Source organism: Paenibacillus sp. FSL H7-689, from assembly GCF_000517905.1.
Taxonomy (GTDB): Bacteria; Bacillota; Bacilli; order Paenibacillales; family Paenibacillaceae; genus Paenibacillus; species Paenibacillus amylolyticus.
The window spans coordinates 1-15,437 of the sequence record NZ_ASPU01000005.1; the positions used below are offsets into that span (position 1 = coordinate 1).

A 15,437-nucleotide genomic window follows, 5' to 3' on the forward strand; every position below is an offset into this window, starting at 1 on the left:
CGGAGATGACGGCTACTCCGTCGGCTCCAGCCGCCATCACGGCGGCCGTGGTATCGGGCGTAATGCCGCCGATACCCACAATCGGAACTGCGATGCCTGCGGCGCGCAGTTCCGCCACCACTGCGGGGCCCAGCACAGCGTGGGCATCCGCTTTGGAGGGCGTCGGGTACATGGGCCCGACGCCAAGGTAGTTGGCGCCCGCCTGCAACGCACGGCGCGCCTCATCCACGGAGTGGGCGGATACGCCAAGCATCCGCCCATCTCCAATGCGGGCGCGTACTAGCGCCGCGTCCGCATCATCCTGGCCGACATGCACGCCGTCGGCCTCCACCGCTACAGCCAGCTCCACATCATCGTTCACGATGAACGGGACCCCGTGCTGGCTGCACACCTCGCGAAGCCGCATCGCAAGTGTGATGCGAGCTTCGCCAACCAGGGCGCCAGTTCCCTTTTCACGGAACTGGAACAGCGTGATGCCGCCAGCAATGGCCTGGCGCAATACTTCCATAGGGTCTTGCTTTGTATTGACGCTGCCCATCACTAAATACACCTGCATCGCGCGTTGTACCGCTTCTGCATTCCAAGGGTGCATCACTGCTCACCCCGCTGTCTGCGCTGATACGCAAAATGATTTGTCGGCCCATGTCCGGCCCCAATCCCCAGCTCATCTTCGATGGCTGCCTGAATGAATGCTCGCGCGGTCGTAACGGCAGCCAGAACAGGTGAACCCTTGGCTAACTCTGCGGTGATGGCAGCAGAGTATGTGCACCCCGTTCCATGTGTATGACGTGTTACCACACGAACATTTTCCAGGTAATGAAAAGACTGCCCATCGTAGAGCACATCCACGATCATGCCACTTCCTTCATCATGACCACCTTTGACCAAAGCATACGTTGAGCCCATCTGTACAATCCGTCTTGCGGCTTCTTCCCGCTGGCTCAGATTGGTGATAGACATCCCGGTAAGCAGTTCCGCTTCCGGAATATTGGGTGTTGTGATCAGGGCATGGGGCAACAGATCCGTAACCAACGCCTTTACAGCTTCCTGCTGGAGAAGGGGGGCGCCACCTTTGGCTACCATCACAGGGTCGATGACCAGATTCGACCAACGGTATTGCTGCCATTTCTCAGCGACTAGCCGAATAATCTCAGCACTATATAACATGCCAGTCTTCGTTGCGGTTGGTTGAAAGTCTTCGCCGGTCGAGTCCAATTGCTGGGCAATGCCATCGTAAGGGATGGGAAAAACGCCCTGCACACCTGTTGTATTTTGGGCAGCAATAGCGGTGATAACGGTCATGCCGTATGCGCCAAGCTCCTGGAATGTTTTTAGATCGGCCTGAATTCCTGCGCCGCCCCCGTTATCGGAGCCTGCAATGGTTAGCGCTTGAGCAATACTCATACTGCACCTCCACGGATCTGACAGATCTGTGAGCGTTCTGCCAAGAGGTCGGGTGTTACTTGTGCCAATTGATTCAACAATTCAATCTGGAAGCTGCCCGGCCCCTGATGAGTTGTCCGCTCTGCCGCCAGTTCAGCTGCTACACCATAAAACGCGAGCGCTTCAACAACACTGCCTAGAAGATCGGCTCCTGATTCCGCTATGGCTGTAAAAGCACCAATCACCGAACTGAGTAGACAGCCAGCACCTGTGACCTGAGTGAGCAGGGCATGACCATTACTCGTGAGGAATGTGGATTGTCCATCAGTAATAATATCTTCTTTTCCGGTAATGACCACGATACAGCCAAGTTTATGCGCTGCCCGCTCCGCAATGCCGATTCGGTCGCCCTCACCTGACCCTGCGTCCACACCTTTAATACTCCAACTCTCACCGATGACATTGGCGACCTCCGCCACATTGCCGCGCAGTACCGTGAGACGAAGTTCACGAACGAGCATTTGCACGGTTTCCGTGCGATAAGTGGTTGCGCCAGCTCCAACCGGATCAAGCACCACAGGCACGTGATGCGCATTAGCCGATTGGCCTGCCAGACGGATTGCCTGAACGACTTTGTCATCGAGTGTACCGATGTTGAGTACCACGGCTCCTGACATCTTGGCGACATCAGCGACCTCTTCATGAGCATAGGCCATAAAAGGGGACGCACCGAGTGCAAGCAGACCATTGGCTGTGAAGGGAGCCACGACAAGGTTAGTGATATTGTGTACCAGCGGATTTTGCGTACGAACACGTTCCAGATAAGACATATAATTTCCTCCTTGTTTTGAAGTAACCCGATCGGCGGAAGTCCGATATCTGGAGTCACTCAACAGAATAATAGGATATGAGTTGCCTTGTTGAGTTGGGGCGCAGAGTCTAACAACAGCCAGATGCATTAATGCGGGAAAAGCAGAAACGTAAAATCTAAATCAATTTCATAACTCACTAAAATGGATTTTTGGAACTGGATATAGACAAATTGAATCATTCTGATCGATATCTAGCGAAACAATAAAAAACGAAACGATACAAAATACAGAAAGTGAACAGAGTGAATTTCTCCAAACTCAGGCAAGAGATAGTGTGATGGATGTTAGCATCCAACCGGTGTCTTGAAGAGGTCCAGGCTGGTCGATACCCAACTGATTGGGGCATGATCGGGCACGACTGGTCAGACGATGTTTCTAAAGAACACAGGACGTCTTATTTGGCTGTCAGGTCCTCCTTTTGAAATGTAAGGAACATCAGACACGTTATTCCCAGAATCTCCTGACCAAAACGCTGCAAACAGCTATTTATTCTGATATAACATGTTTCAGGTTCTTTAGATTTCTGCAACCGCTCCAAATCCCTGAATAGGACGCCTCAGATTCGTTAGCGGTCGTAGCATGCTCTGTTTCGATCAAGTTAAGGAGCGTTTCAGCTCCCAGTAGGCTTGAAGATAAGCGCTAATTACATTACCAAATACATATCAACAAGCCACCCAAACGCATATCAAGCTGCCCAATTGCACATCAAGCCACTTAGGATTGTTATAAATTCTGATCCTCCGATGCTTGCTTCAGGCCAATTCCATTCCACAAACCTTTATGCATCCGATCCTCACGTTCTTGCTAACTTTACTTTTAATCACATTGCTTTCATTCCCTTTATGTTCAATCACTTTTCCTTTATTCGCGTTGCTCTCCTTTATTTACTCTCCTTGCAGAGTAATAAAAGCATCCTCGGCTTTCACCGATTCAGGAATCAAATCCTGTTCAACGAGCCATGCACGTACATTTTCCCACGATTCCATTTCCTGCCGACCAAATGGTTGGCCTTCTTCATTCATGAGTGGTAGCAGAATTGCCAGGCTTTTGGTTTCGATCTCCGGGTCAAGCGGTGATGTTTCATTCTCATGAGCGAGCAGAATACTCAAGGCTTCTTCTGGATGCTCAGTCACATATTTCTGTCCTTCCTGGACCGCTTTGACGAACCGGGTAAGTTGGTCTTTTTTTGCTTCAATGCCAGCTTCACTTGCAGTCAGGACCAATTCATAATAATCAGGCACACCATAATCGACGGGGTTAATCGATTTCATGGCATGTCCTTCTTTCTCCAAAATCAATTGTTCATGGTTAATAAAACCACCCATAATCGCATCCGCCTGTCCGGAAGCCAGCGAAGGAATCAGATCGAACCCAACGTCGACCAGATTTATGTTGTCGGGATTGCCGCCATCCTTACTGATCATCGTGCGTACCATCGCTTCGTACAGAGGAATGGAGGAATAACCAACAGTCTTTTCTTCAAGATCTTTGGGTGAACTTACGTTGCCATTCGCTTCGGTCAACAGATGCACAAGCGGGTGCCGAACAACAGCAGCAATGGAACGTACAGGAATGTTCTCGCCACGCGCGAGCAAGATTTGGGGCTGGTAGCTTAGGGCCAGATCAATTTTTCCGGCAGCAACAAGTTTGAGCGAATCATTGGTATCCGCAGGCATCTGAATTTCGACATCCAGACCTTGGTCTGCAAAGTATCCTTTTTCCTGAGCCACATAGATGAAGGAGTGTACTGCATTCGGGTACCAGTCGAGCATGATAGACAGTTTATCTTTGGCCTCTGATGTTGGTTCGGTTGCAGACGGATCTGTTTGCTGTGCATTAGTTGCAGAGTCTGTTGTTGGCGTGTTTTTGCTAGTATTCGTGGTGCTGCATCCGCTAATGATCAGGAAAAGGCTAATTAGCATGATGGGAAGCAAGGAGTATATACCTTTGTTATTCATAAATGAAGTTCCTCATTTCATCGTTTTGATTTGTAGAAAATGGACAGCAGCATGTTAACGATAATGTGACAGTGAACTGATTGAAGATGCTGCTGAAATTGTGCATAAGATATGTTTTGTTTTGAAGATTGTAACTACTGTATTTACATCTAATTTCTGTCTAAGTATTATCCAACCTTTCTTTTGCCTCCATGACGATGACGCCGTATGCTAAATCGTTTCTCCAGCCAGGTAATCAGTACAAACAAAACGATCCCAAGCAGGGATAACAGCAAAATGGCGGCAAACATCGCATCCGTGTTCATGTTGCTGGACATACGACGGCTGAAGTACCCTAGACCTTTGCTACCACCGAGCCATTCGCCAATCGTTGCCCCAACCACGCAGTACACCACAGACATCTTTAGCCCCGAGAAAAAAGAGGGAAGTGCCAGCGGAACCTGGAGTTTGCAAAAAATATCCCACTTGTTGGCGCCCATGGTGAGCAGTAGTTCACGCTGCTCCGGATCGCCTTGGCGGAGTCCATCGTAGGTACTGACCACAATGGGGAAGAATGCGATTAAAAATACCACCGCGACTTTGCTCCACAACGTGTAACCAAACCACAAGATAAATACGGGGGACAAGGCGATCAGCGGGATGGTCTGACTAATTACAATGAAGGGATACAATGCCTTTTCAATCGATCGGTTCATATGCATGCCTGTTGCCAGCGTAATTCCAGTCACTATGGACAAGACAAAACCAACAACAACCTCCATAAAGGTAGCAGGCAGATGGATGGTCAACAGCAGACGGCGATGCTTAACCAGTGAGCTTACGATGGCCGTGGGTGCAGGAATGATGAAGGAGGGCACCCATCCCATACGCACAATCACTTCCCAGATCGCCAGTAATAAGAACATGAGCATAATGAACAGACCATATTGGGAAAACGACCTCGAGAGCCACTTTGAACACCACGTCCAGACGCTAACCTCAGCTCTATCGTGCATGCAATTGTTCCTCCAGTTGTTGCCTCATCTGCACGAGAGCCGGTTCGTAGATCATGTCCGAATGCCTTGGGCGTGGTAAAGGAACCGTCATCTCCTGCAACTGCTGACCTTGCCCTCCTGGAGTTAACAGAATGATACGGTCACTTAACAGCAGGGCTTCTTCGATGTCATGTGTAATGAACATCACGGTTTGGCCAAAGCTCTCCCACAGCTCCAGCAACCAGCGATGCATTTCTCGTTTGGTTAATGCGTCGAGTGCACCGAAGGGTTCATCCAGCAACATGAGCTGCCCGCCTGTAAGCAAGGTACGAAGCAATGCCACCCGCTGCCGCATGCCGCCGGACAATTCATCTGGATAGGCCTGTTCATAACCCGACAGGCCGAACCTTGCCAATCCAGCTAGGATGTTGGCACGTAACTTGTCCTTGTCCTGTCGGCCTGGTGCAAACTCGGAAGGAAGCATGCAGTTCTCCATGACGGTTCGCCAGGATAACAGCAGATCTTTCTGTGGCATATAGGCGACTCGTCCGAGCCGTTGTCCTTGCGGGACATCAGCTATATCGATGGTGCCAACCGTTGGTTCATGCAAGCCTGCGAGCAGCTTGAAGAGCGTGCTTTTACCTGATCCGCTGGAGCCGATGAGCGAGACAAATTCTCCTTGTTGAACCTGAAGCGACACATTGGAGAGCACAGGGGAATCCTTTTTTTCGGGAAAAGCAAAGCTTACGTTGTGAATGGTTACATGGTTATACATCTGATCCTCACCCCCTTGATGTCAGACTGCTGCAATAACAACGGCATCCTATACTCTGCAAAAGGAACAAAAAAGACCCACCCATTTCCGGAGAAATGAGTGGGTCTGTAAGTTAAATCCGCAATTTATCTTCACATACATGAAAAAATTCCGCTTACTAAAAGGCCGCTCCACTTCCCTCCGCTGGTATGATCCAGATCAGGTTCAAAGGGTCCGAATAGTCATATTCGTCTCAGCCGCAAGGCTCCCCTAGTGCAAAAGTTCAAGATATGCAGTTGTGTGTTCAGCATATATCACTTGAACATGAACTGTAAAGAGGCAGCGTGATAGAATTCTTGAGATGAACTTGGAGTCAGACCCGAACAACTGAACAATTTACCTGGGCTCCCTAACCCGATATAATAGTGGTGGCGCATATTGGCCGGATCACAAATGCAGGCGGGATTGTTCTCCCTCCGAAGCAGAATGGGGACCCGAGTTGAAAACGTTCAAAAAAGTATATATTGAGATCACGAGTATCTGCAATCTGGCATGCAGCTTCTGTCCGCAGACACAGCGTGCCAAAGGATTCATTGATCCTGAAGTCTTCAACAATATACTGGATCAAGTTAAACCACACACCAATCATATTTATCTACATGTCAAAGGTGAACCCTTGTTGCATCCCAAAATAGATCTGTTGCTCGATTCCGCACATGAGAAGGGACTCAAGGTGAACATTACAACGAATGGTACACTGCTGCCCAAGACTCAGCATAAATTGCTTGGCAAACCGGCGCTGCGGCAGATGAATTTCTCCCTGCACAGCTTCGATGGGCATGAAGGTTCAACAGATCGTGACGGATACCTGCGTCATATTTTGTCCTTTGTACACGAGGCCGTTAAGCACAATGTCATCATCTCATTCCGACTTTGGAATCTGACGCAGGATAACTTCACAAATGCTCAGATGAATCGAAATCGGGAGACCCTTGAAGTATTGGAACGTGAATTCAATCTCGACTTCCGCATTGAGGAAAAAGTAGTTCCAGGCAGTGGGGTCAAAATTGCCCCGAATGTATACCTGAATCAGGACCATGAGTTCCAGTGGCCAAGTCTGGATGCGCCTGAAGATGACGGTAAAGGCTTTTGCCATGCACTTCGCGGTCAGGCAGCTGTGCTTGTAGATGGAACGGTGGTTCCATGCTGTCTCGATGGCGAGGGTGTGATTAACCTGGGTAATGTGCACGAGAAGTCATTCTCGGAGATTATTGAGGGTGAGCGAGCGAACAATCTGGTATATGGCTTCTCCAAACGCGAAGCTGTAGAAGAGTTGTGTAGAAAGTGCGGTTATCGTCAGAGATTTGGAGCCTGATATTTTATATCAGCAAGCCAGAAGACATTCAAGATCACACATTTGGAGACAAATGTAGTGGTCTTTTTTTGTTATTGGGGATTAAGTGAGGGGTACATACGTTACAAATGAGCATACCAGAGGTTGATATCAGCATATTGTTTGAGAAACCTGATATGCAAAAAATGCCGATATGACAGGGATTGTGCGTTGTCATGATATATCTGATCTAATGATTATTCTAGTTACCTCCCTTATTTGGTAAGATTAGGTTGTAGATCGGACAGAGGTGCACCTCTGACGATCTTCCAGTACAAGCCCAGGCTGTACACTACCAAAAAACGAGAGAATAAGGGAGGAATAAAGTTATGAAAAAAATGTTGACGTTGTTACTGTCCGCTGGTTTGGTTGCTTCTATATTTGGTGCAGTTCCGGCTGCGGCTGCGCCTACGGTTGTAAATTCAACCATTGTGGTTCCAAAGGGCACGACCTATGATGGTCAAGGCAAAACATTTGTAGCTAATCCTTCCACACTGGGCGACGGATCTCAAGCAGAAAATCAGAAGCCAGTCTTCCGTCTGGAGGCAGGGGCCACGCTCAAAAACGTAAACATTGGATCACCAGCTGCTGATGGTGTTCACTGTTATGGCAACTGTAATATATCGAATGTGGTCTGGCAGGACGTGGGCGAGGATGCACTGACATTGAAGTCTGCCGGAACGGTTAACATTACCGGTGGGGCAGCGTATAAGGCTTATGATAAAGTGTTCCAGATGAATGCAGCTGGAACAATTAACATCAAAAATTTCCGTGCAGATGATATTGGCAAACTGGTTCGCCAAAATGGTGGAACTTCCTTCGCAGTTAACATGACGCTGGATAACTCCAACATTTCCAATGTGAAAGATTCGATTATGCGTACAGACAGCAGCACATCACAAGGGAAAATTACGAATACCCGTTATTCCAAAGTACCAACGTTGTTCAAGGGGTTTGCTTCAGGGAAAACGAGCCAGTCTGGGAACACGCAATATTAGACAGAAGATTGAATCGCTGGAGTTGGTAAAAGTTTAAGCTCTGCTTGTAATTTGAAGTTAAAATATAACGCCAAAAAGAGCGTTCCAAGGTCATTGTTACAATGACTTTGTGGGACGCTCTTTGTAATGCAGATGTCATAGTATAGTTCTGCTGAGCAATGTTTTATAGAGGATGCTCAAATTATTGCTCTCCCGGAACTTCAACGATGACTTTGCCTTTCTCGGGGACAACAGAACCGGTATCAATAGAGCCCAATTTGTTCATGATTTCGTAAGAGGTTTCTTCAAGCATGCGAGAGTACTTAAATGATACGAGTGTTTGACCTGCTACGGAAGGACGAGTCCCTGCTTCAGCAACGGCTTTGTTTTTAATAAAGAACAGGTCACCGATGGTTCCGGCATTTTTGCTGATGTTAGCCTGCCATTGTAGCAGTGCACTTCCATTTTTAAGGATATAATAACTGATCAGATCGTTATCCTCAACAACGAAGAAACGATCTTTTTTACCTTGCTCAAAGATGTATTCAATGGATGAATCCACCGGACCCAAAGGATTGCGAATGTCCAGACTTGCTTGTCCCAGTTCAGAGAAGCGTGGCAGATGCAGTGCGGCTTCACGCGCCACAGTCAGATCGGAACTGTTATATTCTTTTACAATCGTAGCGTCGGTAGTGTAAATGTAGGCTTCCTTGGCCTTCTGGTTCCACTGCACCTTGGCACCAAAAGCTTCACCGATGGCACGGAGCGGAAGCATCGCTTTACCATTCACCAGAATCGGCGCTGAGGATAATGTCGCATTCTGACCGTTTTTCTTCATTGTTTTGCTGTTAGGTGTAAGGACATACTTATCGCTGCCTGTGCTAATGCTGATCTCTTTTGTTTTGTTATTGTAACCAAACGTATAGTTGCCGAGGAATTGAAGCTCCGTCAATGCCACGTACGTAATACCCTGCCGTATGACAACATCATATTGAGCTTGAACATTGTTAATATAAGCTGTCGGTTTAGGTTTAGTTGTTGCGGCTTCCGCCACAGTGGATGAGAGTAAGGCAGGTGCCGTGCCTGCGGTGAGTATCGAAGCGGCAAGGACCATTTTCCATGTTTTAAGTTGCCAAACAGAATTGTAATCTTTCATCACTATCAATCTCCCTTCTAAATGTTTAAGACGGACTACATAACCTAAATGTTTCATATTATGGAAAGTGAACCATCAGATTCTTTCCCCTGTTACCCCAAATGAAGTATGATGCTTTTTCTAGGGATTGCCACAAATACCCATCTGATGTACATTAGAAGCAATGAAATAAGTGAACCGGGAGCTCAATGAAGTTGGGCTGAGAGAGTGGCCTTGTGCCGCTGACCGTACATCTGATCTGGGTAATGCCAGCGTAGAGAACATGGATTTGCGATATGTAAGGGTGAATTGTGGGAATGAACGTGGATGAACAACAGACCTCTTTGAACTGTGGTGGTGTATCTGCCAGGGCGGAGGGGTGCTGGTTGATATTCCGTATTTCCGACATCCATCCAATACATCATTGTGAAGATTGTCCACTGTACGTAAGGCCTGCCCGGAACCGGGGAGGCTTTTTCGTTTAATTTGATAACCCCCACAGGGAACAAAGGAAGGACGTAGAGAACATGGCAACAACAGCAGGCAACAAGCGATTGAAACTAACGGATATTCTGGTAACCATCGTGATCGCAGTAGTGTTTGGGGTAATTTACAAGATATGGGGACCTACATATGACTTGATGAAACCATTTGGTGTTCATGCGGAGCAGATGATCTACGGCATGTGGTTTATGGCGGGCACGTTTGCTTTTGTTATCATTCGTAAACCAGGCGTGGCTATTCTTGCCGAAGTTGCGGCATCAACGGTAAGTGCTTTTCTGGGTAGTGAATGGGGCATGTCCACACTTGTATACGGTCTGTTGCAAGGATTGGGAGCCGAGATATTCTTCGCCGCATTTTTGTATCGCAAAACCAATCTGTTTGTCACCTGTCTTGCAGCCATAGGAGCCGCAGCGACTTCGCTTTTGCTGGATTACCAGTACGGGTATATTGATTCACTCTCGGCCTGGAACTACACGTTATTTATCGGATTCCGCTTCATTGGAAGCATCTTGATTGCTGGAGTGTTCGCTTATTATCTCGCCAAAGCATTGGAACTGACTGGTGTAACGCGTTCGCTCAGACCGGTATCCAAACAAGATTATGAGGCGCTGGATTAGATGAACGGGGAAGAGAATTCGCAAGCGGTAAGTGTGACTAATCTAAGATGCAAGTTCCCGGGAGAGAAAGCCTTGGTATTTCAAGGCTTGTCTCTTTCTGTGCGTCAAGGAGAGAAAGTGCTGTTGCTTGGCCCGAGTGGCTCCGGTAAATCAACGTTATTGCAAATTCTGAGCGGTCTGATACCACGTTCGGTTGAGATTCCGATGAAATGTGATGATATTCAGGTTCCCGCCAAAGCAGGAGTGGTCTTTCAAGATCCGGATACCCAGTTCTGTATGTCCTTTACGGATGAAGAGATCGCATTTGTTCTGGAAAACCGAAATATTCCGCGTGAAGAGATGCCTGCTCTGATTGAATATTATCTGAAACAAGTGGGGTTATCCTTTGAACAGAATCGTGTATTGATCCAGTCCATGTCTCAGGGGATGAAGCAGCGTCTTGCGATTGCTTCGATGCTTGCCATGGACCCGGAGGTATTGTTTTTGGATGAACCCACTGCACTGCTGGATGATGAGGGGACTTCCCAGGTGTGGGATACCGTCAAACGAATCGCCAGTGACAAAACGACCATCATCGTTGAACACAAAATAAACGAGATTGTGGATATGGTCGACCGCATCATTGTGTTATCACCTGAAGGAAAGATTGTGGCGGATGGGCCAGCACAGCAGGTATTTACGGATGAACGGGGCAAGCTGAAGGCTTATGGAATCTGGTATCCAGGCATATGGGAGGAGCAAGAGCAGGCAGCTAGGCAAGAAGAGGGAAGTGCTTCTGGAGAGATTCAAGTGTGTGTGGATCACGGCATCTCAAGTTTGGAAGCACAGCGATCGTCTGGCTTATCCGATACACCGGGTATATCCCTCATATCTCACGTCTCATCCTTATCGCCTTTATCACCCGCCTACCAGCCTGCACTGGACTTGCAACAGTTCACCGGATGGCGTGGGAAAACACCTTTCATTCAGGTGGAGCAGGCCAAGGTATGGCATGGAGACTGGATTGGTATTGTCGGAGCTAATGGAGCTGGCAAGAGTTCATTGTTGTTATCTCTGATGAATATCCTGAAAACAACAGGTCATTATGAGGTGGAAGGTCAGCCTTCTGGCAAAACGGAGCAGCTTGCAGATCGAATTGCGTTTGTATTTCAGAACCCGGAGTTTCAATTTGTGACCAACACGGTCGCGGAAGAAGTAGAATTCTCATTGCTGGGGGGCAGGCTGACAACGGAAGAAAGACTTGTCAGGACTGATCATATGTTGAATCAATTTGGGCTAATAGACCTGTCCGAGCGCCATCCCTACCAATTATCGATGGGGCAGAAACGACGCTTGAGCGTTGCCTCTGCACTGGTGAGAGAGCAGCGAATATTGCTGTTGGATGAACCTACTTTTGGACAGGATGCACGCAATACGTTTGCCATGTTAGCACAGCTGGAGCAATTGCGGAGAGAGGGAACAGCTATTGTTATGGTTACCCATGATCGTGAAATTGTAAAAAGATATTGCACCCGAATCTGGACGGTAGATGAGGGGAGGTTATCTGATGCAACTGTCGTTTCCTCACCGTGAAACCTGGCTTCATAACGTCAATGCGGGATTAAAGATGATCATTCTGACGATGATGTTTGTCATCGTTATCCTCATTCACAATCTGAATGTAATGGCCAACGTTGCGTTGGCGATGATACTGTTACTGTGCTGGACAGGTCATCCGTGGTACAGATTGATGCTGTACGCATCACCATTCATTCTGGTGTTTATCTCCACGTCTACAGGCATGATGATGTTTGGTAAGGGCGAGACCACATGGTATAAGTGGGGACTGATCCATATAACCGAAGAGAGTTTCTATCGCGGTCTGCACTTGGGTTTTCGCTCGCTGACTATGGCCGCGGCTGGGTTGCTTTTTGGTCTTACGACAAAACCAGTACGGCTGTTTTATTCCCTGATGCAGCAATGGAAGCTTCCCGCAAAATATGCCTATAGCTTTCTGGCCGCGATGCGCATGATCCCCATTTTGCTGGATGAATTCCAGACGCTCCGTTATGCGATTCGTATTCGTGGAACACAGCAACGCGGCTCTCGCTGGAATGTGTATCGTACACTCAAGCGTTACGCTATTCCGCTGCTGGCACAGAGTATTCGCCGTGCACAGCGAATGGCGGTAGCGATGGAAGCGAAAGGGTTCACAGATGGCGCGAGCCGAACGTATTACATTCAGATTGGCTATTCGAGAGCTGATCTGTGGTTTGTATTTTATTATATGCTCACCTTAACAGCTGCTTATTACATCGGGGTTACCTTTCCTTATCATGCTACGATGGTGGATGTAAGGTAATACGGGCAGATAGATAGAAATATATTGAGGTAAACGGTAACTTTTTCCTTTTTACTGCGTCTCTATTGGAAATAACTTCTAATGAATGGGGATGAACGAGAGTGAAGACGGGTCCTGACTGGCAGAGAACGGGGTACAAATGGATTACCATGACTGGATTATCAGCTGTGCTGTTGACGGGCTGGATGCTGCTGGATTCCAAAATGGTCGCCCTTGAAGGACAAGCTTTGGCTACAACGCCACAAGCATTGGGGGCAAGTTCCCAAGTCTTAACTGCAAAGTTAGCTTACAAACAAGGAGACACCGTTACGCTTATGAATGACATCCCTCTGTTCAAAAACAGAAGGGACGGCAGTGTGGCTGCTGACAAGCTGGGGATTGAATACTATACAACAAAAAACGAAAAGTATACGTTGGCCTCGGTTCGAGGTGAGTGGGTGCAGCTTAAGTCAACCGAGCATGGAGACTTTTGGCTGCCAAGTTGGTATGCCCTGAAGGAGAGCAGAAGCATGACGGAAACAGCTCCCCAAAGCTTCACACTCCAATCAGGCAGCAAGCTGTATCTGGCTCCGGATAGTTCTACAACTTGGTCTTTTGAGAAAGCGCTAACAGATAAGGCTGTTATTGTTGCAAAGTGGAAAGGCTGGTATGGGGTCTCCATTGCCCCACGAGTCTGGAATAAAGAATCCTCCACGTATCGGCCAGGACTCTTCTGGATCAAGGCACAGGCTATAGAACAGCGGATGAATGTGGCGGATGGTTGGTTCCAACAGGATGCATCGCTGCCAACTTCGGTTATACGCCATCTGACAGATATTAAGCTGAACAAGGCAACCACCTCCAAACAAGTGGCTGGGTGGTTAGGCGAGCCGGATTGGAAAGAGAGTTCAAGCAATCTAAATTTCACGGGTTATTCAATGAGTATTGGACAGACCTGGAGATATGAGCGGGAAGATGCGCAATTTCTGGTCACATTCAACAAGAATGGCAGACTGGTCAGAACACGCTGGAATTTAGCACAGGATAATCGAAATGCTGTCGTTTCCGATTGGAACATCAGTCGGGCGGATGAATATGGGTTCACAACAAAAATCTATGGCACAACACTGCCAACGACAATCCCTTGGAAACCGGTATGGACCAACCAGGGGGATATTAACTACACTTTTTTACAAGCAGCCACGGATGATGTACTCCTGATGAAAGGGGATGACGGTGGATTTAGCGGGGATTACTACGAAGGTTCCATATATGCTCTTGACCGACATTCGGGCCAGAAATTATGGGGGATTAATGGGGGCTTTGGAAGACAGCAGGCAGAGGTGGATGCAGAGCGCAAATACGTTACAATCTACACCGATTATGACCCTGATAAGAAAAAATACGTGGATCGTATTCGTCATCTGAACTTGAAGAACGGAAAGGTCATGTGGACGTACACTCCTAAGCAAAATTTTAGACTAAATGGCATCACCGCTGCTAAGAACGTTGTGGTTGTGGATAACCCGGTTGTTGAGAGCTCAAGCAACAGTTGGTTAACGGTTCTGGACAGTGCAAACGGAAAAACATTGTGGACGCGAAAACTGGCTACGGGTTATGAAATATTGAACAAGAGTGCAGATGACCCCTATGTGTTGTATTGGGAAAAGAATAAGCTGGTTGCAGTCGATCCGCAATCGGGCCGAACCGTATGGAGCTTGAAGGGCAAACGATCCACCATAGAACAATTTTGGAATGATCCATATACTGGTGGAATTGAACGTCTTGATCCCTTTGCAACCACGAATGCTGAAAGATGGCTATCACTAGATAATCAGTGGCTTCTGCTTGATCTGAACACGGGGAAAAAGCTTGCCCAATTCCCTGCTCGGGTAGGACAGAGATTTGAGGAGCTGAATGATGGCATGCTGTTGATCCGTGAGAACAAGAATGGCAATCATTACGGAGAATATGAAGATTTTACAACCACCCTGTATGATGCCAAGACAGGCACAACACGCTGGACGCACAAGGGCAAGATTGAACGAGGACTGGTGGAAGAGGATCAGATGTATGTGATTAAGAATGGCTACCTGGCGGCTGTGGATTATAAAACGGGGGAGACGCGTTGGAATGCCAAAGATACGATTGCAACACTAAGGCATCCGACGAATCAGGGAAGTTATCTGGTCATTGATGATCAGTTGCTGTTGCCCATGGACGAGAATCTGCTCGTAATGAACAAAAAGAATGGAGCACTGTTAGGTCGTGTACATGACGTTGTGATGGGAAACCCGGAGCACCGGGACCGGGATGCGAAGAATGGAATGATTAACCGGATCGGTAATGAAGTCTATGTGGGTTCGTCCAACGGACGTTTTCGTGTATATGAAGCCAGCCGCCTGCAGGAGGCAATCTCACCTTAAAAGCTTGTCTCGTAAGGGATGTTGATTTATTATAAATGAACAGGCTTGCTCGCGCTCCGGTTATCGGCTGTGCGGGCTTTCTTCATGTGTTCTTGAAGAACCATGCATGATCATTCACGGGAGG

13 protein-coding genes and 1 riboswitch are annotated in these 15,437 nt (G+C 47.8%); of the genes, 6 read left to right on the plus strand and 7 right to left on the minus strand.

Going from position 1 to position 15,437, the window contains the following annotated elements; all coding sequences use genetic code 11:
• From thiE to C170_RS02795, 6 genes are all read right to left on the minus strand, one after another.
• Window positions 1-592, minus strand: a 592-nt coding sequence (gene thiE / locus C170_RS02770; RefSeq protein ID WP_036606145.1) for a thiamine phosphate synthase, incomplete at its 3' end; no start/stop codon positions are given.
• Entirely contained in the window at window positions 592-1,404 is an 813-nt protein-coding gene (thiD, locus tag C170_RS02775; protein WP_036606146.1) for a bifunctional hydroxymethylpyrimidine kinase/phosphomethylpyrimidine kinase, read from the minus strand. The genes thiD and thiE, both read right to left, overlap by 1 nt.
• Window positions 1,401-2,213 carry a hydroxyethylthiazole kinase gene (thiM, locus tag C170_RS02780; protein WP_036606147.1) on the minus strand — a complete coding sequence of 271 codons (813 nt, stop codon included), beginning with the start codon at window positions 2,211-2,213 and terminating at the stop codon, window positions 1,401-1,403. Before thiM ends, thiD begins: the two co-directional genes overlap by 4 nt.
• Window positions 2,214-3,139: 926 nt before the next feature.
• A complete protein-coding gene (locus C170_RS02785; RefSeq protein WP_036606148.1) occupies window positions 3,140-4,213 on the minus strand; it encodes an ABC transporter substrate-binding protein in 1,074 nt (357 codons plus the stop codon).
• A gap of 167 nt (window positions 4,214-4,380) precedes the next feature.
• Window positions 4,381-5,208, minus strand: coding sequence for an ABC transporter permease (locus C170_RS02790; RefSeq protein WP_235200704.1), 828 nt, complete (start codon window positions 5,206-5,208; stop codon window positions 4,381-4,383).
• Window positions 5,198-5,962, minus strand: coding sequence for an ABC transporter ATP-binding protein (locus C170_RS02795; RefSeq protein ID WP_036606149.1), 765 nt, complete (start codon window positions 5,960-5,962; stop codon window positions 5,198-5,200). The genes C170_RS02790 and C170_RS02795 overlap by 11 nt, the downstream gene beginning before the upstream one ends.
• Before the next feature lie 158 nt (window positions 5,963-6,120).
• A riboswitch (TPP riboswitch) is annotated at window positions 6,121-6,223 on the minus strand.
• Window positions 6,224-6,440: 217 nt separating this feature from the next.
• Here C170_RS02795 and C170_RS02800 point away from each other — a divergent pair.
• Together C170_RS02800 and C170_RS02805 are read left to right on the plus strand one after the other, a co-directional pair.
• Window positions 6,441-7,316 (plus strand): radical SAM/SPASM domain-containing protein, encoded by an 876-nt coding sequence (locus C170_RS02800; RefSeq protein ID WP_036606150.1) that lies wholly within the window; start codon window positions 6,441-6,443, stop codon window positions 7,314-7,316.
• 347 nt (window positions 7,317-7,663) lie between these two features.
• Complete coding sequence (locus tag C170_RS02805; protein ID WP_036606151.1) at window positions 7,664-8,332, plus strand: pectate lyase; 669 nt, start codon at window positions 7,664-7,666, stop codon at window positions 8,330-8,332.
• A 181-nt stretch (window positions 8,333-8,513) separates the two neighbouring features.
• Here the strand turns inward: C170_RS02805 and C170_RS02810 are convergent, their stop codons facing one another.
• Window positions 8,514-9,467: a copper amine oxidase N-terminal domain-containing protein gene (locus tag C170_RS02810; protein WP_051446960.1), complete on the minus strand. Its 954-nt coding sequence runs from the start codon at window positions 9,465-9,467 to the stop codon at window positions 8,514-8,516.
• Window positions 9,468-9,973: 506 nt separating this feature from the next.
• Here C170_RS02810 and C170_RS02815 point away from each other — a divergent pair.
• From C170_RS02815 to C170_RS02830, 4 genes are all read left to right on the plus strand, one after another.
• Window positions 9,974-10,567 (plus strand): ECF transporter S component, encoded by a 594-nt coding sequence (locus tag C170_RS02815; RefSeq protein WP_036606152.1) that lies wholly within the window; start codon window positions 9,974-9,976, stop codon window positions 10,565-10,567.
• Complete coding sequence (locus C170_RS02820; RefSeq protein WP_036606153.1) at window positions 10,568-12,139, plus strand: ABC transporter ATP-binding protein; 1,572 nt, start codon at window positions 10,568-10,570, stop codon at window positions 12,137-12,139.
• Entirely contained in the window at window positions 12,114-12,908 is a 795-nt protein-coding gene (locus C170_RS02825) for an energy-coupling factor transporter transmembrane component T family protein (protein ID WP_036606154.1), read from the plus strand. Before C170_RS02820 ends, C170_RS02825 begins: the two co-directional genes overlap by 26 nt.
• A gap of 101 nt (window positions 12,909-13,009) precedes the next feature.
• On the plus strand, window positions 13,010-15,313 hold the full coding sequence (locus C170_RS02830; protein ID WP_036606155.1) for an outer membrane protein assembly factor BamB family protein: 2,304 nt from the start codon (window positions 13,010-13,012) through the stop codon (window positions 15,311-15,313).
• The last annotated feature ends 124 nt before the right edge of the window (window positions 15,314-15,437 follow it).

Excerpts from the sequence above, each read along its gene's own strand:
- thiD (WP_036606146.1), bottom strand. The coding sequence starts at position 1,404 with ATGAGTATTGCTCAAGCGCTAACCATTGCAGGCTCCGATAACGGGGGC.
- thiM (WP_036606147.1), bottom strand. The coding sequence starts at position 2,213 with ATGTCTTATCTGGAACGTGTTCGTACGCAAAATCCGCTGGTACACAAT.
- C170_RS02785 (WP_036606148.1), bottom strand. The coding sequence starts at position 4,213 with ATGAATAACAAAGGTATATACTCCTTGCTTCCCATCATGCTAATTAGC.
- C170_RS02790 (WP_235200704.1), bottom strand. The coding sequence starts at position 5,208 with ATGCACGATAGAGCTGAGGTTAGCGTCTGGACGTGGTGTTCAAAGTGG.
- C170_RS02795 (WP_036606149.1), bottom strand. The coding sequence starts at position 5,962 with ATGTATAACCATGTAACCATTCACAACGTAAGCTTTGCTTTTCCCGAA.
- C170_RS02805 (WP_036606151.1), top strand. The coding sequence starts at position 7,664 with ATGAAAAAAATGTTGACGTTGTTACTGTCCGCTGGTTTGGTTGCTTCT.
- C170_RS02810 (WP_051446960.1), bottom strand. The coding sequence starts at position 9,467 with ATGAAAGATTACAATTCTGTTTGGCAACTTAAAACATGGAAAATGGTC.
- C170_RS02815 (WP_036606152.1), top strand. The coding sequence starts at position 9,974 with ATGGCAACAACAGCAGGCAACAAGCGATTGAAACTAACGGATATTCTG.
- C170_RS02820 (WP_036606153.1), top strand. The coding sequence starts at position 10,568 with ATGAACGGGGAAGAGAATTCGCAAGCGGTAAGTGTGACTAATCTAAGA.
- C170_RS02825 (WP_036606154.1), top strand. The coding sequence starts at position 12,114 with ATGCAACTGTCGTTTCCTCACCGTGAAACCTGGCTTCATAACGTCAAT.